Below are 15,489 nucleotides of genomic sequence, written 5' to 3'. Positions count from 1 at the left end.
CCTATTTTCTTAATCCCAACACGACTTTTTGATATTCTTGGACTTCTTCTAGCCAATCCAAACCAACTGGAACTTGATTTTTGTAACAGAAATAATTCCATACATCGGCATACGGGAAATCTTTCAATTCTTCCGTGTAAGCCATTCTTGAAGTAAAGTCAAAAGCCAGCTCCATTTCTTTCAATCGCTTAACTGGTTCCAGCATAGCTTTCATTAATGCTTTTTGTGTATTTCTCGTACCAATGACCCAAGCAGCGATACGATTGATCGTTGCATCAAAGAAATCCAGACCGATATTCGTTTTTTCCAGTAATTCGTTACGGACTAATTCTTTAGCAATTTCCTGCAATTCATCATCCATCAAAACGACATGATCTGAATCCCAACGAACTGGACGAGAAACGTGCAACATGATTCCTTTGCTGAATAAAGCTAAGGAAGACAATTTATTGGAAATCACTTCTGTTGGATGAAAATGTCCAGCATCTAGACAAACAAGTTTGTCACGAGTCAACCCGTAACCCATATAAAATTCATGGGAACCGACTGTATAAGCTTCAGCGCCTAAACCAAATAGTTTGCTTTCTACTGCATCTTGTACATACCCTTCATCTAGCTCTTCTGTAAAAATTTCATCAAGCGATTCCATCAAACGTTTCCGTGGGGTAAAACGGTCGATTGGATTGTCTTTCATCCCATCAGGTACCCAAAAGTTATTGATACATGTTTGTCCAGTTTCTTTTCCAAAGTATTCTGCGATTTTACGGCTTCTTTTCCCGTGTTCGATCCAGTATTCACGAACTTCTTTATCTGGGTGAGCTAATGTAAAGCCGTCTTTCATCATTGGATGCGAAAAGAAAGTCGGATTGAAATCAAGACCGATCTCTTCTTTTTTTGCCCACTCTACCCATTTCTCAAAATGCTTCGGCTCAATCTCATTGAGATCGACCGCTTCTTCTGTGTCCAAATAGATAGCATGAAGATTCAACTTATGTTTGCCCGGTATCAACGAATATGCCTTCTCCAAATCTTGTCTAAGCTCTTCGGGTGTCCGTGCAGCTCCTGGGAAATTTCCTGTTGCCATGATTCCACCAGTCAATTCGCCATCCGGTGTCAAGAAACCTTTGACATCGTCTCCTTGCCAGCAATGCATAGAAATTTTGATGTCTTGCATCTTTTCTAGTACAGCATCTGTATCTACACCGATAGTTGCATATCTTTCTTTTGCTTGTTCGTAATTTCTTTCAATCGTGTTCATACGATTACTCCTTTGATTTTATTCACGTACCATTCCATCGTGTTTTGCTTATTTTCATCTGGGTAAAAAGTTTCACATGGAAACGACTGTTTGATTACATTTCTTGCTTGTTCTATATTCGAAAACTGACCTGTACTGAGCATTTGCATGGCTACATTCCCGATTGCTGTGGCTTCACTAGGACCTGCTTCTACAATGATTCCGGCATAATCTGCTGTCAATTGATTCAGTAAGCGATTATTCGATCCGCCCCCTACGATGTGCAGTTTTTCCAATTTCGTTCCAGTCAAGTGTTCTACTTTGATCAGCTCTTGTGCGTAACAAAGAGCAAGATTATCATACACACAACGAGCGAGAGCTCCCGGTGAAACAGGGACTGGCTGCTCTGTTTCAAAACAGTATTGCTGAATCTCTTCTATCATATTTTTAGGATTCAAAAATCGAGGGTCATTGATTTCCATCACTTGTTGCAGTGGCTTTTCTTTTGCAGCAAGTTCTGCCAATTCCGCGTAACTGTATTCGTACTCCTGCATTCGAGCAACTTCCTGGATCAACCACATCCCCATGATGTTTTTCAAGAAACGCACCGTATTATGAGCACCCCATTCATTCGTGTAATTCTCAGAAAAAGCGGCGCGAGAAACATTGGCGATCTTTGTTTCCATCCCTAAAAGCGACCATGTCCCACTGCTGATATAGCCCCACTGTTCTCCTTGCCCTGGTGTGCCTAATACAGCTGACGCCGTATCATGACTTGCTACTGTGATAAAGGTCACATCTGGCAAATCATATTTTGAGAATTTTTCTTTTTGCAAATCTCCCAGTATCGTTCCCGGCTCTGTCAATGGAGGAAATAATCCCTTCGAAACACCAACTTTTTCAAGAAGTTCTGTTTCCCACTCTTTTATCCCTGCATTCAGCAGCTGCATAGTAGACGCATTGGTTTTCTCCGTCACTATATTGCCAGTAAAGACGTAGCCTAAATAATCAGGAATCAATAACAATTTATGTGCTTTTGCCAAATGGTCTTTTTCTTCGACAAACAATTGGAATAAGGTATTGAAAGGCTGGATCTGAATCCCTGTTTGCTCATACAACTTATCTAGAGAATAGCTTTCAGAAAACTGTTTTACTGCTTCATCGGTACGATCGTCCCGATAAGCGATCGGATCATTCAGCCGTTCCCCTTGTTTGTCAATCAAACAGTAATCGACTGCCCATGTATCGATCCCTGCAAAACAGCGATCGATCCCTGTTTTCTTTAATTTTTCAAATCCAATCAAAATCTCTTCGATAAGATAATCGATCTTCCAGCGGTCATGACCGTCTTTTTTTCGAAAGCCGTTCTTGAATCGGTGTACTTCTTCCAAGACTAAAGAACCTTCATCATTTCTCGTACTTTTCATTAGTCGTCCGCTTGACGCACCGATATCGATGGCAACAAATGTCGGATTCATTTCTCCACCTCTTTTACTTTATTGTTGATTAACACTTCCTTAATAAAGCGTTATCATTTATTAACAATGCTATCATATTACATAAACTTATATTTTGCTTCACACTATTTTGGTATATAATTGCATTATCTTGACAAGTTGGGAGTGTTTACATGGATTACTGGGAAAAAGCCAATCACTCATGGTCGGAAGACTCAAAAAGAGTGATCTTGACACCTACGCAAAGAAGTAGGAATTTATTTTTTTATATCCAAGAAATCGGTTACTTTAAAGCGCCGGTCCCTTACTATACTGAACGAGCACATTTACCTTCTTATTTGATAAAATTTACTTTGTCTGGCGAGGGTTTGCTTACATATAAAGCTAATCAGCACCAGCTAAAAGCTGGAGACCTCTTTTTTATTGACTGCCAAGAATATCAGCGTTATCAAACGATTAGCGAAGAACCATGGGAAATGGATTGGATCCATTTGAATGGTCAGAGCGTCCAATCATTTTATCAAGAATTCACAAAAGACGGCCATAACACCTTCCATTCGACAGGTGATCCATCAGAAAACAAGATCCATCATCTGATCACAGAATTGATCCACATGCAGCAAGGTGCGAATGCCCGTACCGATTTCCAGTCCTCTGTAGCTATCCACGAGCTGTTGAATGAACTGATTTTGCAGAAGTATCAGCTGGATTTCGAAGAAGAAGATATTCCCCCTTACGTTTATAAGCTTAAGCAATACTTGGACGAACACTTCAAAGAAACGATCACACTTGATCAATTAGAACAGCAATTTTTACTGAATAAATATCAGCTGAGCAAAGATTTTTCCAAATTCATCGGTTCTCCGCCAATCGATTATTTAATCAGCAAAAAACTCTCTTACGCTAAAGACCTTCTTCGGTATACAGAATTTACTATTCGAATGATTTCCGAAGAAATCGGAATCGAGAATTTTGCTTACTTTAGTCGCTTGTTCAAAGCAAAAACTGGATTATCACCGAGAGATTTTCGTAAATTTAGCTGATTCATATAATATGTACGCACTTTTTTTAAAAGTTATAGTAGAATAATAAAATAACCGCAGTTTCTGCTTCTATATAAACAACAGCAGCTACTTCGGTTATTTTGGGGTGGTTATTCTCATTGTTCATCTTCAAAATGTTCATAATGAATAAGCTGGTTTTGTGTATCGCGTTTCAAAAATTCTTTAGGCGTTATACCAAACTCTCTCTTGAATGCTTTCAGAAAATGCGGATAAGATGAAAAACCACTTTTACTATATACAGCACTAGAACTACGGTACTCTCGCAACAAGTGCTTGGCATAGATCAGCTTTTTCTTCATTACATACTGATGAAACGTAAATCCAGTGTACTTTTTGAATTCTCGGGTGATATGGTATTTGCTGACAAAAAATTGCTTCTCCATTTCCTCTAAAGAAAGCGGATGAGATAAATTTTTTGAGATATATTGTAACATTTGTTCCACACGCTCATTTGGAACTACAGCATTCTGTTCTTGCGCACTCTCTTCTTTTTGTACTACTTGATTGAGAAAAATCAAGTATTCTACCAGAGCTTGTTCATATTTTATGTCTTCACCGTAATTTTTTTTATCAGGAGGGTGGTCGATAAATGATAATTTTTGCTTCAATACTTCCTGTTCGACTTGCAATACACGACTCCTTTTCTCTCCCATTGGTTGAAAACAAGCCGATAGATTAGACCATGGCGTGGAACGACTTCCCAGAAAAGAAGGGGTAACAAAGATATAGACACGCTCGAATACATCTGAAGACTGGCGGACGATACGATGCAAATCGTTGGAATGGATGAGCAGCACACTTCCTGCTTTGATCGTAAATTGCCGTCCGTTCAAATAAAAAGTCGCTTCGCCCTTTAATGTAGCATGGATTTCATAGAAATCATGGTGATGGTAGATTGTTTTACTTTGGCTAACGACATCTTTGACATGATAGATTTCATACTGATCAGAAACCATCGTATTGACTTGCTCACCGCTTATTTTCTTTTGAAGCATGTGCTGCACCTCCTTTGTTCAGTTGTGCACAATTATATTATATCACGTTTTTTGCAATCAAAAAGAGCTGCTTTTATATACTCTTATAAAAAAGAAGAGACGTGACATCTTCTAGCCCCGCCCCCTCCATTCTAAATATTAGTTAATCAATGTCTTCTTTACATTATTCAAGAAGACTTCTTCCATAACGAATCCCATCATCTTTTGTTTCTTCAAGAACCACATACAGATACGGACGGTTCTTCTTGATGATTTCTTTGATTTTTGTGTACTCGATCACACCGTCTCCCAAATTTACCGGCACGATTTTTTCCTGTTCGACACGAAAATCTTTCAAATGAACCGCACATATCTTTTTACCAAAACGCTCAAAAGCTTCTTCTACCAATTGGACTTGTCCTTGATAATCAGTACTTGTAATCAAATTTGTCGGATCTAAAATGATTCCTAGATAGTCCGAATCCACTGCTTGGATCAGCTGCTCTACTCTTTCTAAAGAATACACCGGATGATTCAAACCTGGTTCTATCCCCACCATCATTTGGTATTTTTCTCCAGCTTTTACCAAGCGACGGATAACGGACACTGCTTCAGCAAATGCTTCATCTGTGAAATTTTCTTCCGTATATTGGAGTTCCGGCAAAACACATCCCGTTTCCGAAGCAACCATTGACGCACCAAAGGAAGAAGCATAGCGAAGATACTGCTCGAACTTTGTCAGCAACTCTTCTCGTATCGTTAAATCTGGATGAATCATATTGATATAGCAACTTAAAATTCCTACGGACACTTCTTGCTTTTCTAAGACACGTTTGACATAATTTCCCATCCCAGAATTGATTTCGTTTGCGCCAGAAGACATTTCAGGAAACGAAAGACCTAAGGCGAGCTGCAGTGTATGGATCCCTTGTTCTTTTGTTTTTTCTGCAAGATCTTCTATCGTTTGGACTTGGGAAAGATCATGTCCTCTAATTGTAATGTTCAACATAATTATTCTCCTAACTCAGCATATTGGGTAGCCACATGACGATTTGCGGGAAATAGGTAATCAAAAACAAGACGACTAGGATAATCCCATAAAACGGAAGAAGTGGTTTCAGCATGGCTTCTGCTTTTACGCCTCCTACACTTGCACCGACATATAACCCTGTACCTACAGGAGGTGTAATTGAGCCTACACACAGATTCATGATTGAAAACAATCCATAATGTACAGGATCAACCCCTACACTTGTGACGATCGGTAAAAATATTGGTGTAAAAATCAAAATAGCAGGCGCTACATCCATAAACATACCCACAAGTAATAACACAAGATTTACTAATAACAGAATCACTAGCTTATTATCCGTTACGCCCATAATCAACGAACTAATTGCCTGAGGAATACCGGTAAACGCCATGGCGAAAGACATCATGGAAGAAGTAGCTAATAAGAACATGATCGTCCCTGACATTGCTACTGATTGAAACAACATATTAGGTATATCTTTTAGTTTTACCGTTTTATAGTAAAACATAGCAATCAACAGGGAGTAAATGACAGCTATCGCTGAAGCTTCTACTGCTGTAAATATCCCCGTCAAGATACCACCGATAATGATGACAATCAATAGAAGGCTAGGAATCGCCTCTTTTATTATTTTTCCAGCATGAGCCATCTGTCCTTTTTCGACAACAGGGTATTTATTCTTTTTAGCAACGATGAATGCTACTAGCATGATTCCTAGTGCCCACAAAGCTCCTACGAGATACCCTCCCATAAATAAAGCCGAAATCGAAGCACCACCAGCAACAAGTGAATACATGATAAAAGCAGTACTTGGAGGAATGACCATACCTGTCGGAGCTGACGCGATATTGACCGCTGTTGCAAACTTCCGGTCATATCCTTCTTCCACTTGCTGAGGGATCAAGACTCCGCCAATCGCGGTAGAAGCGGCAATGGCTGAACTAGAGATGGAACCAAATAAAGCATTCCCTAACACATTCGTATGAGCTAAAGCCCCCGGTACGCGTCCGACGAACAACATCGCAAAATCCACTAGTTTCTTGGCTATCCCTCCATTATTCATGATAATACCTGAAAGAACGAAAAACGGAATAGCGATGAGCGAAAAACTGTTGATGCTTCCCACCATTTTTTGAGCTGAACTAAAAGCAGAAACATCAAACGGTATAACTAACAATAAAGTCATCATTGATGAGAACGCAATACTTATAGCAATCGGCATCCCTAATACAAGCAACACGACAAATACAAAAAATAACACTAATCCGGCTTCTATTGCCATTTTATTCCTCCATTTTTATATTTTTTCTTGAATTGCTGGCTTGTTGCTTAATGTATCGATTAGATTTATCAGACTATAGATAATGATGAGTATCCCTGAGACAGGTACTGACAAATAGACGTACCCCATCGGAATGCTTAAAGAAGGCGAGATCTGCCCCATTGTCAACGTGACAGCATTCCATCCGCCATACACCATGATCATCGCAGCAAATACCAGAAACAAACTTTGAACAACGACTTCTAAAATTTTACTTTTTTTACCAGATAATTTTTCACTTAAAACCGTTACGGCTAGATGTGCTTTTTGTCCCACAACATACGCGGAAGACAACATGGCAAACCAGACAAGACCGAATCGGACAAGCTCTTCTGTCACCGTATTCGGATTTCCTAAAACCGTTCTGGAAAATACTTGCCATAAAACGACAGCGACCATCCCAACAAGCAAAACAGCTCCTAGGATCTCTAACACCTTATTTAAAATCACTTTCATCACAGCTACGCTCCTTGCTCTTGGATCTTTTGATAAAGGTCTTTGTAGGCAGGATCGTTTTTGAATGTATCATGAAGCGGTGCGACTGCCTCTCGAAACGGTGTATTATCTACATCATTGAATTGAACTCCATGTTCTTCTTGTGCTAAAGCTTTCTCTTCTTCAATTGCTCTGGCAAAAGCTTCGATTTCAAAAACCGTCGATTCTTTTGCTGCTTCTTCAATCGCTTTTTCCTGTTCAGCAGTTAGCTGTTCTTTGATAGCATCATTCATGATGATGATATCGGGCACACGTGTATGCTCATCATAAGAATAGTATTTAGCTACCCCGCCATGTCCAGCTGTATACAAGACAAACTCATTGTTTTCTGATCCGTTGATCAAATTGGATTGAAGAGAAGTGTATACCTCATCACTTCCCATGGGGACTGGCGAACCGCCTAAAAGCTCGACCATTTTAATAGCTGTTTCGCTTTGCATCACACGGATTTTCTTTCCCTTCAAATCTTCCGGTGTATGGATTGGACCGTCTACCATATAAAAACTGCGTTGACCAGAATCATAATAGGTCAATCCGGTAAACCCTAAATCTTTGGTTGATTGGTAGATTGGTTCCATTATTTCTTCGTTATCCATCACCTTAAAGAAATGTTCTTCATCATTGAATAGATAAGGGACTGAAAAAATCGAATAATCTTTAGAAAAACTTTCCAATGCTGAGGCACTTACTTTTGTGAAATCTACTGCTCCTGACTGTGTCAACTCGATTAGTTCCCGTTCTCCACCCAGTTGTCCATCTGGAAAATACTGGATCTGTACGGAACCGTCTGTTTTTTCTTTTACTAAACGCCCAAATTCATTCATTGCATCAATTACCGGCTGGCTGTTGCTTGCATAAGCAAAGCGCAAGGTAACTGTCTCATTTACGTCTGCATCTGCGACAGTTGCCACACTAGAATTATTTCCGCAGCCGCTTAGACCTAGCAGACCTAGGCTAAGCGAACTTGCTGCAAACAACAGTGATGTTTTTTTCATATGGGTTTCCTTTCTTTTAACAATAAGAGACGAGCAATTCTGTCAAACAAAGCACCGTTAACGACTGTCCATAAGGCATTGCTGTGATTCCGATATTCCGATAAAAATCTAAACTATCCCCCATTCCTGTCCCGATTGAAACGTTTTGGACTTCTCCTTTTTCATCGATTTGTTCAAGCAATCCTTGGATAGCACGATAAGCGACTTCTTTATATTCTTGCGGCAAATAACGTTTATGGACCGCTTTCAAAATACCGTAAGCAAATCCTGCAGTTGCAGAAGATTCCACATAAGAAGAAGGATCATCTAACAACGTATGCCATAAACCGCTTTCAGATTGATAAGTTTTTAATGCGCGCACTTGTGCTTCAAGTGTTTCAATCAACAATTTGCGCAATGCATCTTCTTTCGATAGTTCTAAGATCTCGATGATTTCTGGAATAGCAATCGTCAACCAGCAGTTTCCACGAGCCCAAAATGCTTCGGCGTAGTTATGATTTCCTTCAAACGTCCAGCCGTGATACCACAACCCTGTCCGTTTATCCATCAAGTATTTGATGTGGATCATAAACTGGTAACGTGCTTCTTCTAAATATTCTGGGCGATTCAACAGTTTCCCGATTTTTGCCAAAGGAAGCACTGTCATCATCAATGTATCATCCCACAGCTGATTCTTATTTTCCGGTCCATATGTGGCATGTTGCAACCCCTCTTCATTTGTCCGAGGCATGTCATTCATGACCCATTCTGCCCATTGTTCTAAATAAGGCAAATAGCGTGAATCTTTCGTGTCTTCATACAAGTAAGCCATCGTCAACAACGGGGCCATCGTATTGACGTTTTTTGGCGGAGCGCCTTCTTCCATCCGATCTTCAAACCATTCATTGACTACTTGATAAGCGCGAGGATTTTTTGTCATCTGGTAATTTTTATAAATACCGTATAATCCGACACCTTGTGGCCAATTCCATACTGTCCAGCTTTTGTCATCTACTTTCAATCCATCAAAGTCCAATAAAAATTCACCGTTATCGTCTTTGATCGTTGTCAGGTTTTCAACGAGCAGGTCAATTTTTTCTTTCACTAATTCTTTAGGTACAAAAATCTCTTCTTTAATAATCATCTTTATGCCACCTTTTTAAACGCTTTCATTTTTATATCCTTAATATAGCAGTAATACCGTTCACTATAAATATCGCTTTTTGAACAAAAACTGTCTAAAATTGACCTAAACGTTAAATAACAAAAGTAACTTTCAAATACTTAGAAAACAAAAAAAGAACTTGGAGAAACAACGTTTTCCAAGTTCTTTTTCATCTATTTTTTTATCTCTTTTCTATGCTTTCTTTTGCTTATCCATTGTAAGCATCAATGATGATTTGTTTCAATTCAGAGATCAATGGTTCTTTCGGATTAGCTGTCGTACATTGGTCTTCGTAAGCTAATTCAGCCATACGGTCTACGGTAGTATCTAGTGTTTCTTGTGTGACTCCTTGAGCTTTTAGACTCATGTTGATGCCGACAGATTTTCCTAATTCATAAACAGCAGTTGCTAAAGCTTCGACTAATTCCTCTGTTGTTTCGCCTTTCAGACCTAAGAATTTTGCAATATCTGCGTAATCTGTATCTGCACGGAAATAGTCATATTTAGGGAACATCGCATGTTTTTGTGGATCTTTTGCATTGTAGCGGATAATATGCGGTAAAAGAATCGCATTTGTCCGCCCATGAGGGATCCCGTATTCCCCGCCGATTTTATGTGCGACTGAGTGACAAATACCTAGGAATGCGTTAGCAAACGCCATACCAGCCATTGTAGAAGCGTTGTGCATTTTTTCACGTGATTCCATATCAGGTGTTTTCACTGATTTTTCTAAATAGTCAAAGACTAATTTGATCGCTTGCAGACTCAATCCGCGTGTATAATCTGAAGCCATGACTGAAACATAAGATTCAATTGCATGCGTCAACACATCCATTCCTGTATCTGCTGTGACAGATGCTGGAACTGACATAACGAATTGAGGATCGACGATTGCGACATCCGGTGTCAATGCATAATCTGCCAACGGATATTTCACATGTGTTTCACTGTCAGTGATGACCGCAAATGGTGTTACTTCAGAACCAGTTCCTGATGTTGTCGGGATACATACGAATTGTGTCTTTTCTGGTTTATCGATCTTGTATGTCCGTTTACGGATATCCAAGAATTTTTGTTTTGCACCGAAGAAAGATGTGTCTGGGTGTTCATAGAACATCCACATTCCCTTAGCCGCGTCCATTGCAGAACCGCCTCCAAGAGCGATCACTGTATCTGGCTTGAAGTCTGCCATCAATTTCGTTCCTGTGTATACGGTATTTGTCGATGGGTTCGGTTCAACCTCTGAGAAGACTTCGATCTTCACATCATTTTTGCGTCGTGCCAATACTTCACGAACTGTATCGCAGTAACCGAATTGGACCATACCTGGGTCACAAACGATCATGACACGTTCAACATTTTCCATTTTCTCTAAATACAATAGAGAATTCTTTTCAAAGAAGATTTTTGGCGGTAATTTGAACCATTGCATGTTATTTCTCCGTTTCGCTACAGTTTTGACATTGATTAAGTTTACAGCAGAGACGTTACGAGAAACAGAGTTCTTACCATAAGAACCGCATCCCAAAGTCAATGACGGAATCATTTCGTTATAGATATCACCGATGCCGCCTTCTGCAGATGGTGTATTCACTAAAATACGACAAGCTTTCATTCGAAGACCGAATTTGACATGCAACTCTTCGTTTTCTGAATGGATAACTGCTGTATGTCCTAATCCTCCAAGATTCAACATACCTTCACACAAATCGAACGCATGGTCCGTGTTGTTAGCTTTGATCATGGCAAGAACTGGAGAAAGTTTTTCTCTTGAAAGCGGATAATCTGGTCCTACGCCTTCCAATTCAGCAATCAGCATTTTCGTTCCTTTTGGTACACTGATTCCTGCCAAATTAGCGATTTCCATCGCAGAATGTCCAACGATTGATGGATTGACCGCATATTTCCCTTCGTTCATCACTGCATCTTCCAATTTTTGCAATTCATCTGGTTTTACGATATAAACTTGGTGTGCTTGGAATTCTGCTTTTACTGCTGCGTAGATTTCTTTGTCCACGATCACAGCTTGTTCAGAAGCACAGATCATCCCATTATCAAATGTTTTCGAAACGATCAAATCGTTCACTGCACGTTTGATTTTTGCTGTTTTTTCAATATAAGCTGGTACGTTACCTGGACCTACACCTAAAGCTGGTTTTCCTGTAGAGTAAGCAGACTTGACCATTCCAGCTCCACCTGTCGCTAAGACGATCGCGATACCTGGATGGTTCATTAGCATAGAAGTCGCTTCGATCGATGGATGTTCGATCCATTGGATACAATTTTCAGGAGCTCCGGCAGCGATAGCAGCATCACGTACCACTCGTGCTGCTTCTGCAGAAGATTTTTGGGCACTTGGATGGAAAGCAAAAACGATTGGATTTCTTGTTTTCAACGCGATCATTGATTTGAAAATCGTTGTGGAAGTCGGATTCGTTGTTGGAGTTACTCCGCAAACCACACCGACTGGTTCAGCAATTTCAATCAATCCCTTTTGGACATCTTCATTGATTACACCAACTGTTTTATCATGTTTGATATTATGCCAAATATATTCGGACGCATACATATTTTTGATTGCTTTATCTTCGTAAACACCGCGACCTGTTTCTTCCACAGCCATTTTTGCTAATGGCATATGTTGATCTAAAGCTGCCATTGCCATTTCATGCACGATATGGTCCACTTTTTCTTGATCAAAGCTTTCCATTTCTTTCAATGCTACATTTGCTTTTTCTGCCAAACCATCAATCATTGCTTGTACGTCAATTGTCTTCGTCTTTTCTTTTTCCATTACTTTAGCCATCATTATCCTCCTAATGGGTCATGGTTATTTGTTAAATCATTCACATGTATATCATACAATATTTGTTTTTCTATGTAAACACTTTTTTGTGATTTTTTTCACAGTTATTTTTAAATATAAAATCCCTTTATTTATAAGTGTTTACATGAAAAAATATATAAAGTTATTTATTATCATTTATATGACACACCCGATTATTCAACGTTGAGCAATGTATCCTATGCTCTTATCTCTTTCTTTTTTGAATAAAAAATGAGGTAGGACACCTTTCTGCCCTACCTCGTCTTTAAATAAGCTTTGATACTTATTTTTCTTTCTTCTCTTCTGTCTCTTCCAGCGTTTCTGTTGTTTCAGTTTTTACTTCAACTGTCTCAGCTGGTTCTTCTGTTGTTTCAACAGTCGTTGTTGCATCATTTGTTACGACAGTTCCTGGTTTGACCGTTTTGATTGCTGCACGATCGTACTCAAGGAAGATCCCTTCGCAGTCTATAACGACTGTCCGTTTATCATTGTCGATTTCTGAAACAACTCCGTGTAATCCGCCAATCGTTACGACTGAATCACCTGGTTTCATGCTATCTAACAAGTTTTGACGTTCTTGCTGTTGTTTCTTTTGCGAACGTGACATAAAAAACCACATTGCTAATAGCGCGATAAACATCACAAGCATTGGTAATGATCCCATTTTTTTCACCTCACTAATTCTGTATCTACAAAAAACACTTTAGCAGAAAAATGCTGCTAACACTAGTTTTTTACTTAATTTTTAAAAGATTTTCCTTTAGAAACTTTTTGCGTTTTCTTTATTGAACCCGTATTCTTCAAAAAAGGCTTCTCTAAATTCAAGCAAATTATCATCCATGATTGCTTGACGCACTTGTTTCATTAGATTCAACAAGAAGTATAAATTATGGTAAGAAGTCAAACGAATGCCAAATGTTTCATCACATTTGATCAAATGGCGGATATAGGCACGTGTATAGTTTTTACATGTGTAACAATCACATTTCTCATCAATTGGACGGAAATCATGGGCATATTTCGCATTTTTCACTACTAGACGGCCTTGAGAAGTCATACATGTGCCATTTCGAGCGATTCGAGTAGGCAAGACACAGTCAAACATGTCTACTCCACGGATAACACCATCGATCAATGAATCAGCAGCACCGACACCCATCAAGTAACGTGGTTTGTTTTCGGGGATCAACGGTGTAGTGAATTCTAATACACGGTTCATTTCTGATTTAGGTTCCCCGACAGATAACCCGCCGATTGAGTAACCAGGGAAATCCATGCCGACTAGATCTTTCGCGCTTTGACGACGAAGATCTTCAAATCCTGCTCCTTGAATGATTCCAAATAATCCTTGACGGTCTGGGTTAGCATGAGCTTTCAATCCTCGTTCTGCCCATCGAGACGTACGTTCTACTGATTTTTTCACGTAGTCGTAACTTTCATCGAATGGTGGACATTCGTCAAAACTCATCATGATATCAGAGCCCAATTTATTTTGGATGTTGATTGCTTTTTCTGGTGATAAAAACATACGCGAACCATTCAAGTGGTTTTTGAAATGCACGCCTTCTTCTTCGATATTCCGCATATCACTTAATGAAAAAACTTGAAAGCCGCCTGAATCTGTTAAAATCGGTTGATCCCAGTTCATAAATTTATGCAGTCCGCCAGCTTCTTCTACTAAGTCTTCACCAGGGCGTAGCCATAAATGATATGTATTACTTAAAATAACGCCAGCACCCATTTCTTTCAACTCTTCTGGGGACATTGTTTTTACTGTAGCTAATGTTCCTACTGGCATGAACATTGGTGTGGGAAAAGTTCCGTGCGGCGTGATCAATTCCCCTAAACGCGCGCCAGTATGTTTTTCTTTCTTGATTAAACGATAGCGAATGGCAGGTTGCGTCATTCATTTCCCTACTTTCTATATAAAATATCTTGACAACTCCCACCATCATAATCGTTTCAAGTGCTTTTTGCAAGTTCCCTCGGCTTCCTTCTACTTTATTTAATATTCTTTTTTTTATTTTTTTTCATGAATAACAAAAAAGAAAAAAACATTATGACAGAAATATTTTTTGATACATGGTATATTGGTTTTATGAAAGAAAGGAGGGTAAAATCATGCAATCTTCTGCAGAATTAAAACGCCAAGCAAAAGAGAGTTTAAAAGGTCGGTGGGGTCAAGCTGTTTTATTAAATCTAATCCCTACATTGATTGGTATTGTTGCTATTCTTCTTATTATGATTCCTATTATCTTGTTTGCTACTGCCACATATGATGGCTCAGCGAACGTCTCAGATGCGATGGCATCAGGAAGCGGTAGTTCAGGAGGCGGTGGTGGAATTATTTCTAGCATTATCAGCGCTTTGTTCATGAGTGGTATTTCTTGGACTTATCTTGATGTTTTACGTGGTCAAAAAGATCAGATTGAACCATTCAAAGATGCATTTCGTGGATTCAAAGGTTTGTTTATCGGCGGAGTGATCGGTTTAGCTGTGTTGATTTCAATCTTTACAACATTATGGGGTTTGTTATTAGTTATTCCTGGAATCATTAAAAGCTATTCTTATTCTCAAAGCTATTTTATCTATTATGATATCGTCCAAGAAACAGGTCAAACGCCTAAAGTACTGGATACGATCACCGCAAGTCGAAAATTGATGGATGGTTACAAAGGAAAACTTTTCTGGTTAGATCTTTCATTTATCGGCTGGCATATCTTAGCATTAGCAACTGCTGGTATCGGTTATCTATGGCTCAGCCCATATATTTCCGCAACAAAAGCAGCATTTTATGAACAATTGCCGAAAGATATTTAAAAGAGAGTGTGAACCTGCCGTTTAATTCCGAGTCACAAAAAACAGTTTCTCATGTTTGATGAATATCGTGACTTGTGACCGTGGGGTTGGCAGGAGAACACCGTTTATCGAAAGGCAGTAAA

13 protein-coding genes are annotated in these 15,489 nt (G+C 39.3%); 2 read left to right on the top strand and 11 right to left on the bottom strand.

Annotated elements, in window-relative coordinates:
- Position 1 precedes the first annotated feature (1 nt).
- Together rhaA and rhaB are read right to left on the bottom strand one after the other, a co-directional pair.
- Positions 2-1,258 carry an L-rhamnose isomerase gene (gene rhaA, locus IGK53_RS01055; RefSeq protein ID WP_002329711.1) on the bottom strand — a complete coding sequence of 419 codons (1,257 nt, stop codon included), beginning with the start codon at positions 1,256-1,258 and terminating at the stop codon, positions 2-4.
- Complete coding sequence (rhaB, locus tag IGK53_RS01050) at positions 1,255-2,715, bottom strand: rhamnulokinase (RefSeq protein ID WP_002329712.1); 1,461 nt, start codon at positions 2,713-2,715, stop codon at positions 1,255-1,257. The genes rhaA and rhaB overlap by 4 nt, the downstream gene beginning before the upstream one ends.
- Positions 2,716-2,867: 152 nt before the next feature.
- On the opposite strand from rhaB, the gene IGK53_RS01045 reads away from it, so the two are divergent.
- Complete coding sequence (locus IGK53_RS01045; RefSeq protein WP_002315595.1) at positions 2,868-3,737, top strand: helix-turn-helix domain-containing protein; 870 nt, start codon at positions 2,868-2,870, stop codon at positions 3,735-3,737.
- 116 nt (positions 3,738-3,853) lie between these two features.
- On the opposite strand, the gene IGK53_RS01040 is transcribed toward IGK53_RS01045, so the two are convergent.
- From IGK53_RS01040 to tgt, 9 genes are all read right to left on the bottom strand, one after another.
- Positions 3,854-4,753, bottom strand: coding sequence for an AraC family transcriptional regulator (locus IGK53_RS01040; protein ID WP_002329713.1), 900 nt, complete (start codon positions 4,751-4,753; stop codon positions 3,854-3,856).
- A gap of 163 nt (positions 4,754-4,916) precedes the next feature.
- Positions 4,917-5,741, bottom strand: coding sequence for a sugar phosphate isomerase/epimerase family protein (locus IGK53_RS01035; RefSeq protein ID WP_002329714.1), 825 nt, complete (start codon positions 5,739-5,741; stop codon positions 4,917-4,919).
- A 10-nt stretch (positions 5,742-5,751) separates the two neighbouring features.
- Positions 5,752-7,047, bottom strand: a complete 1,296-nt coding sequence (locus IGK53_RS01030) for a TRAP transporter large permease (RefSeq protein ID WP_002329715.1) — start codon at positions 7,045-7,047, stop codon at positions 5,752-5,754.
- 15 nt (positions 7,048-7,062) lie between these two features.
- Positions 7,063-7,542, bottom strand: a complete 480-nt coding sequence (locus IGK53_RS01025) for a TRAP transporter small permease (protein WP_002329716.1) — start codon at positions 7,540-7,542, stop codon at positions 7,063-7,065.
- Positions 7,543-7,547: 5 nt separating this feature from the next.
- The gene (locus tag IGK53_RS01020; protein WP_002293394.1) at positions 7,548-8,576 is read right to left on the bottom strand and encodes a TRAP transporter substrate-binding protein; all 1,029 of its coding nucleotides are present in this window, start codon (positions 8,574-8,576) and stop codon (positions 7,548-7,550) included.
- A gap of 16 nt (positions 8,577-8,592) precedes the next feature.
- Positions 8,593-9,699 carry a glycoside hydrolase family 88/105 protein gene (locus IGK53_RS01015; RefSeq protein WP_002309738.1) on the bottom strand — a complete coding sequence of 369 codons (1,107 nt, stop codon included), beginning with the start codon at positions 9,697-9,699 and terminating at the stop codon, positions 8,593-8,595.
- Positions 9,700-9,928: 229 nt separating this feature from the next.
- A complete protein-coding gene (adhE, locus tag IGK53_RS01010) occupies positions 9,929-12,526 on the bottom strand; it encodes a bifunctional acetaldehyde-CoA/alcohol dehydrogenase (protein ID WP_002329717.1) in 2,598 nt (865 codons plus the stop codon).
- Between the two features lie 304 nt (positions 12,527-12,830).
- On the bottom strand, positions 12,831-13,211 hold the full coding sequence (gene yajC, locus IGK53_RS01005) for a preprotein translocase subunit YajC (protein ID WP_002293398.1): 381 nt from the start codon (positions 13,209-13,211) through the stop codon (positions 12,831-12,833).
- Between the two features lie 96 nt (positions 13,212-13,307).
- Positions 13,308-14,453 (bottom strand): tRNA guanosine(34) transglycosylase Tgt, encoded by a 1,146-nt coding sequence (tgt, locus tag IGK53_RS01000; RefSeq protein ID WP_002294183.1) that lies wholly within the window; start codon positions 14,451-14,453, stop codon positions 13,308-13,310.
- A 215-nt stretch (positions 14,454-14,668) separates the two neighbouring features.
- On the opposite strand from tgt, the gene IGK53_RS00995 reads away from it, so the two are divergent.
- Complete coding sequence (locus IGK53_RS00995; RefSeq protein WP_002329718.1) at positions 14,669-15,367, top strand: DUF975 family protein; 699 nt, start codon at positions 14,669-14,671, stop codon at positions 15,365-15,367.
- Positions 15,368-15,489: the final 122 nt, after the last annotated feature.

Source organism: Enterococcus sp. DIV1224 (assembly GCF_050555455.1).
Classification (GTDB): Bacteria; Bacillota; Bacilli; order Lactobacillales; family Enterococcaceae; genus Enterococcus_B; species Enterococcus_B lactis.
This window is presented reverse-complemented; position numbering and strand designations above follow the sequence as displayed.

Bases quoted from the DNA above. Each gene is read 5' to 3' on its own strand.
- tgt (WP_002294183.1), bottom strand. From the start codon at position 14,453: ATGACGCAACCTGCCATTCGCTATCGTTTAATCAAGAAAGAAAAACAT.
- IGK53_RS01030 (WP_002329715.1), bottom strand. From the start codon at position 7,047: ATGGCAATAGAAGCCGGATTAGTGTTATTTTTTGTATTTGTCGTGTTG.
- IGK53_RS01015 (WP_002309738.1), bottom strand. From the start codon at position 9,699: ATGATTATTAAAGAAGAGATTTTTGTACCTAAAGAATTAGTGAAAGAA.
- IGK53_RS01035 (WP_002329714.1), bottom strand. From the start codon at position 5,741: ATGTTGAACATTACAATTAGAGGACATGATCTTTCCCAAGTCCAAACG.
- yajC (WP_002293398.1), bottom strand. From the start codon at position 13,211: ATGGGATCATTACCAATGCTTGTGATGTTTATCGCGCTATTAGCAATG.
- IGK53_RS01025 (WP_002329716.1), bottom strand. From the start codon at position 7,542: ATGAAAGTGATTTTAAATAAGGTGTTAGAGATCCTAGGAGCTGTTTTG.
- IGK53_RS00995 (WP_002329718.1), top strand. From the start codon at position 14,669: ATGCAATCTTCTGCAGAATTAAAACGCCAAGCAAAAGAGAGTTTAAAA.
- IGK53_RS01020 (WP_002293394.1), bottom strand. From the start codon at position 8,576: ATGAAAAAAACATCACTGTTGTTTGCAGCAAGTTCGCTTAGCCTAGGT.
- adhE (WP_002329717.1), bottom strand. From the start codon at position 12,526: ATGGCTAAAGTAATGGAAAAAGAAAAGACGAAGACAATTGACGTACAA.
- rhaB (WP_002329712.1), bottom strand. From the start codon at position 2,715: ATGAATCCGACATTTGTTGCCATCGATATCGGTGCGTCAAGCGGACGA.
- IGK53_RS01040 (WP_002329713.1), bottom strand. From the start codon at position 4,753: ATGCTTCAAAAGAAAATAAGCGGTGAGCAAGTCAATACGATGGTTTCT.
- IGK53_RS01045 (WP_002315595.1), top strand. From the start codon at position 2,868: ATGGATTACTGGGAAAAAGCCAATCACTCATGGTCGGAAGACTCAAAA.
- rhaA (WP_002329711.1), bottom strand. From the start codon at position 1,258: ATGAACACGATTGAAAGAAATTACGAACAAGCAAAAGAAAGATATGCA.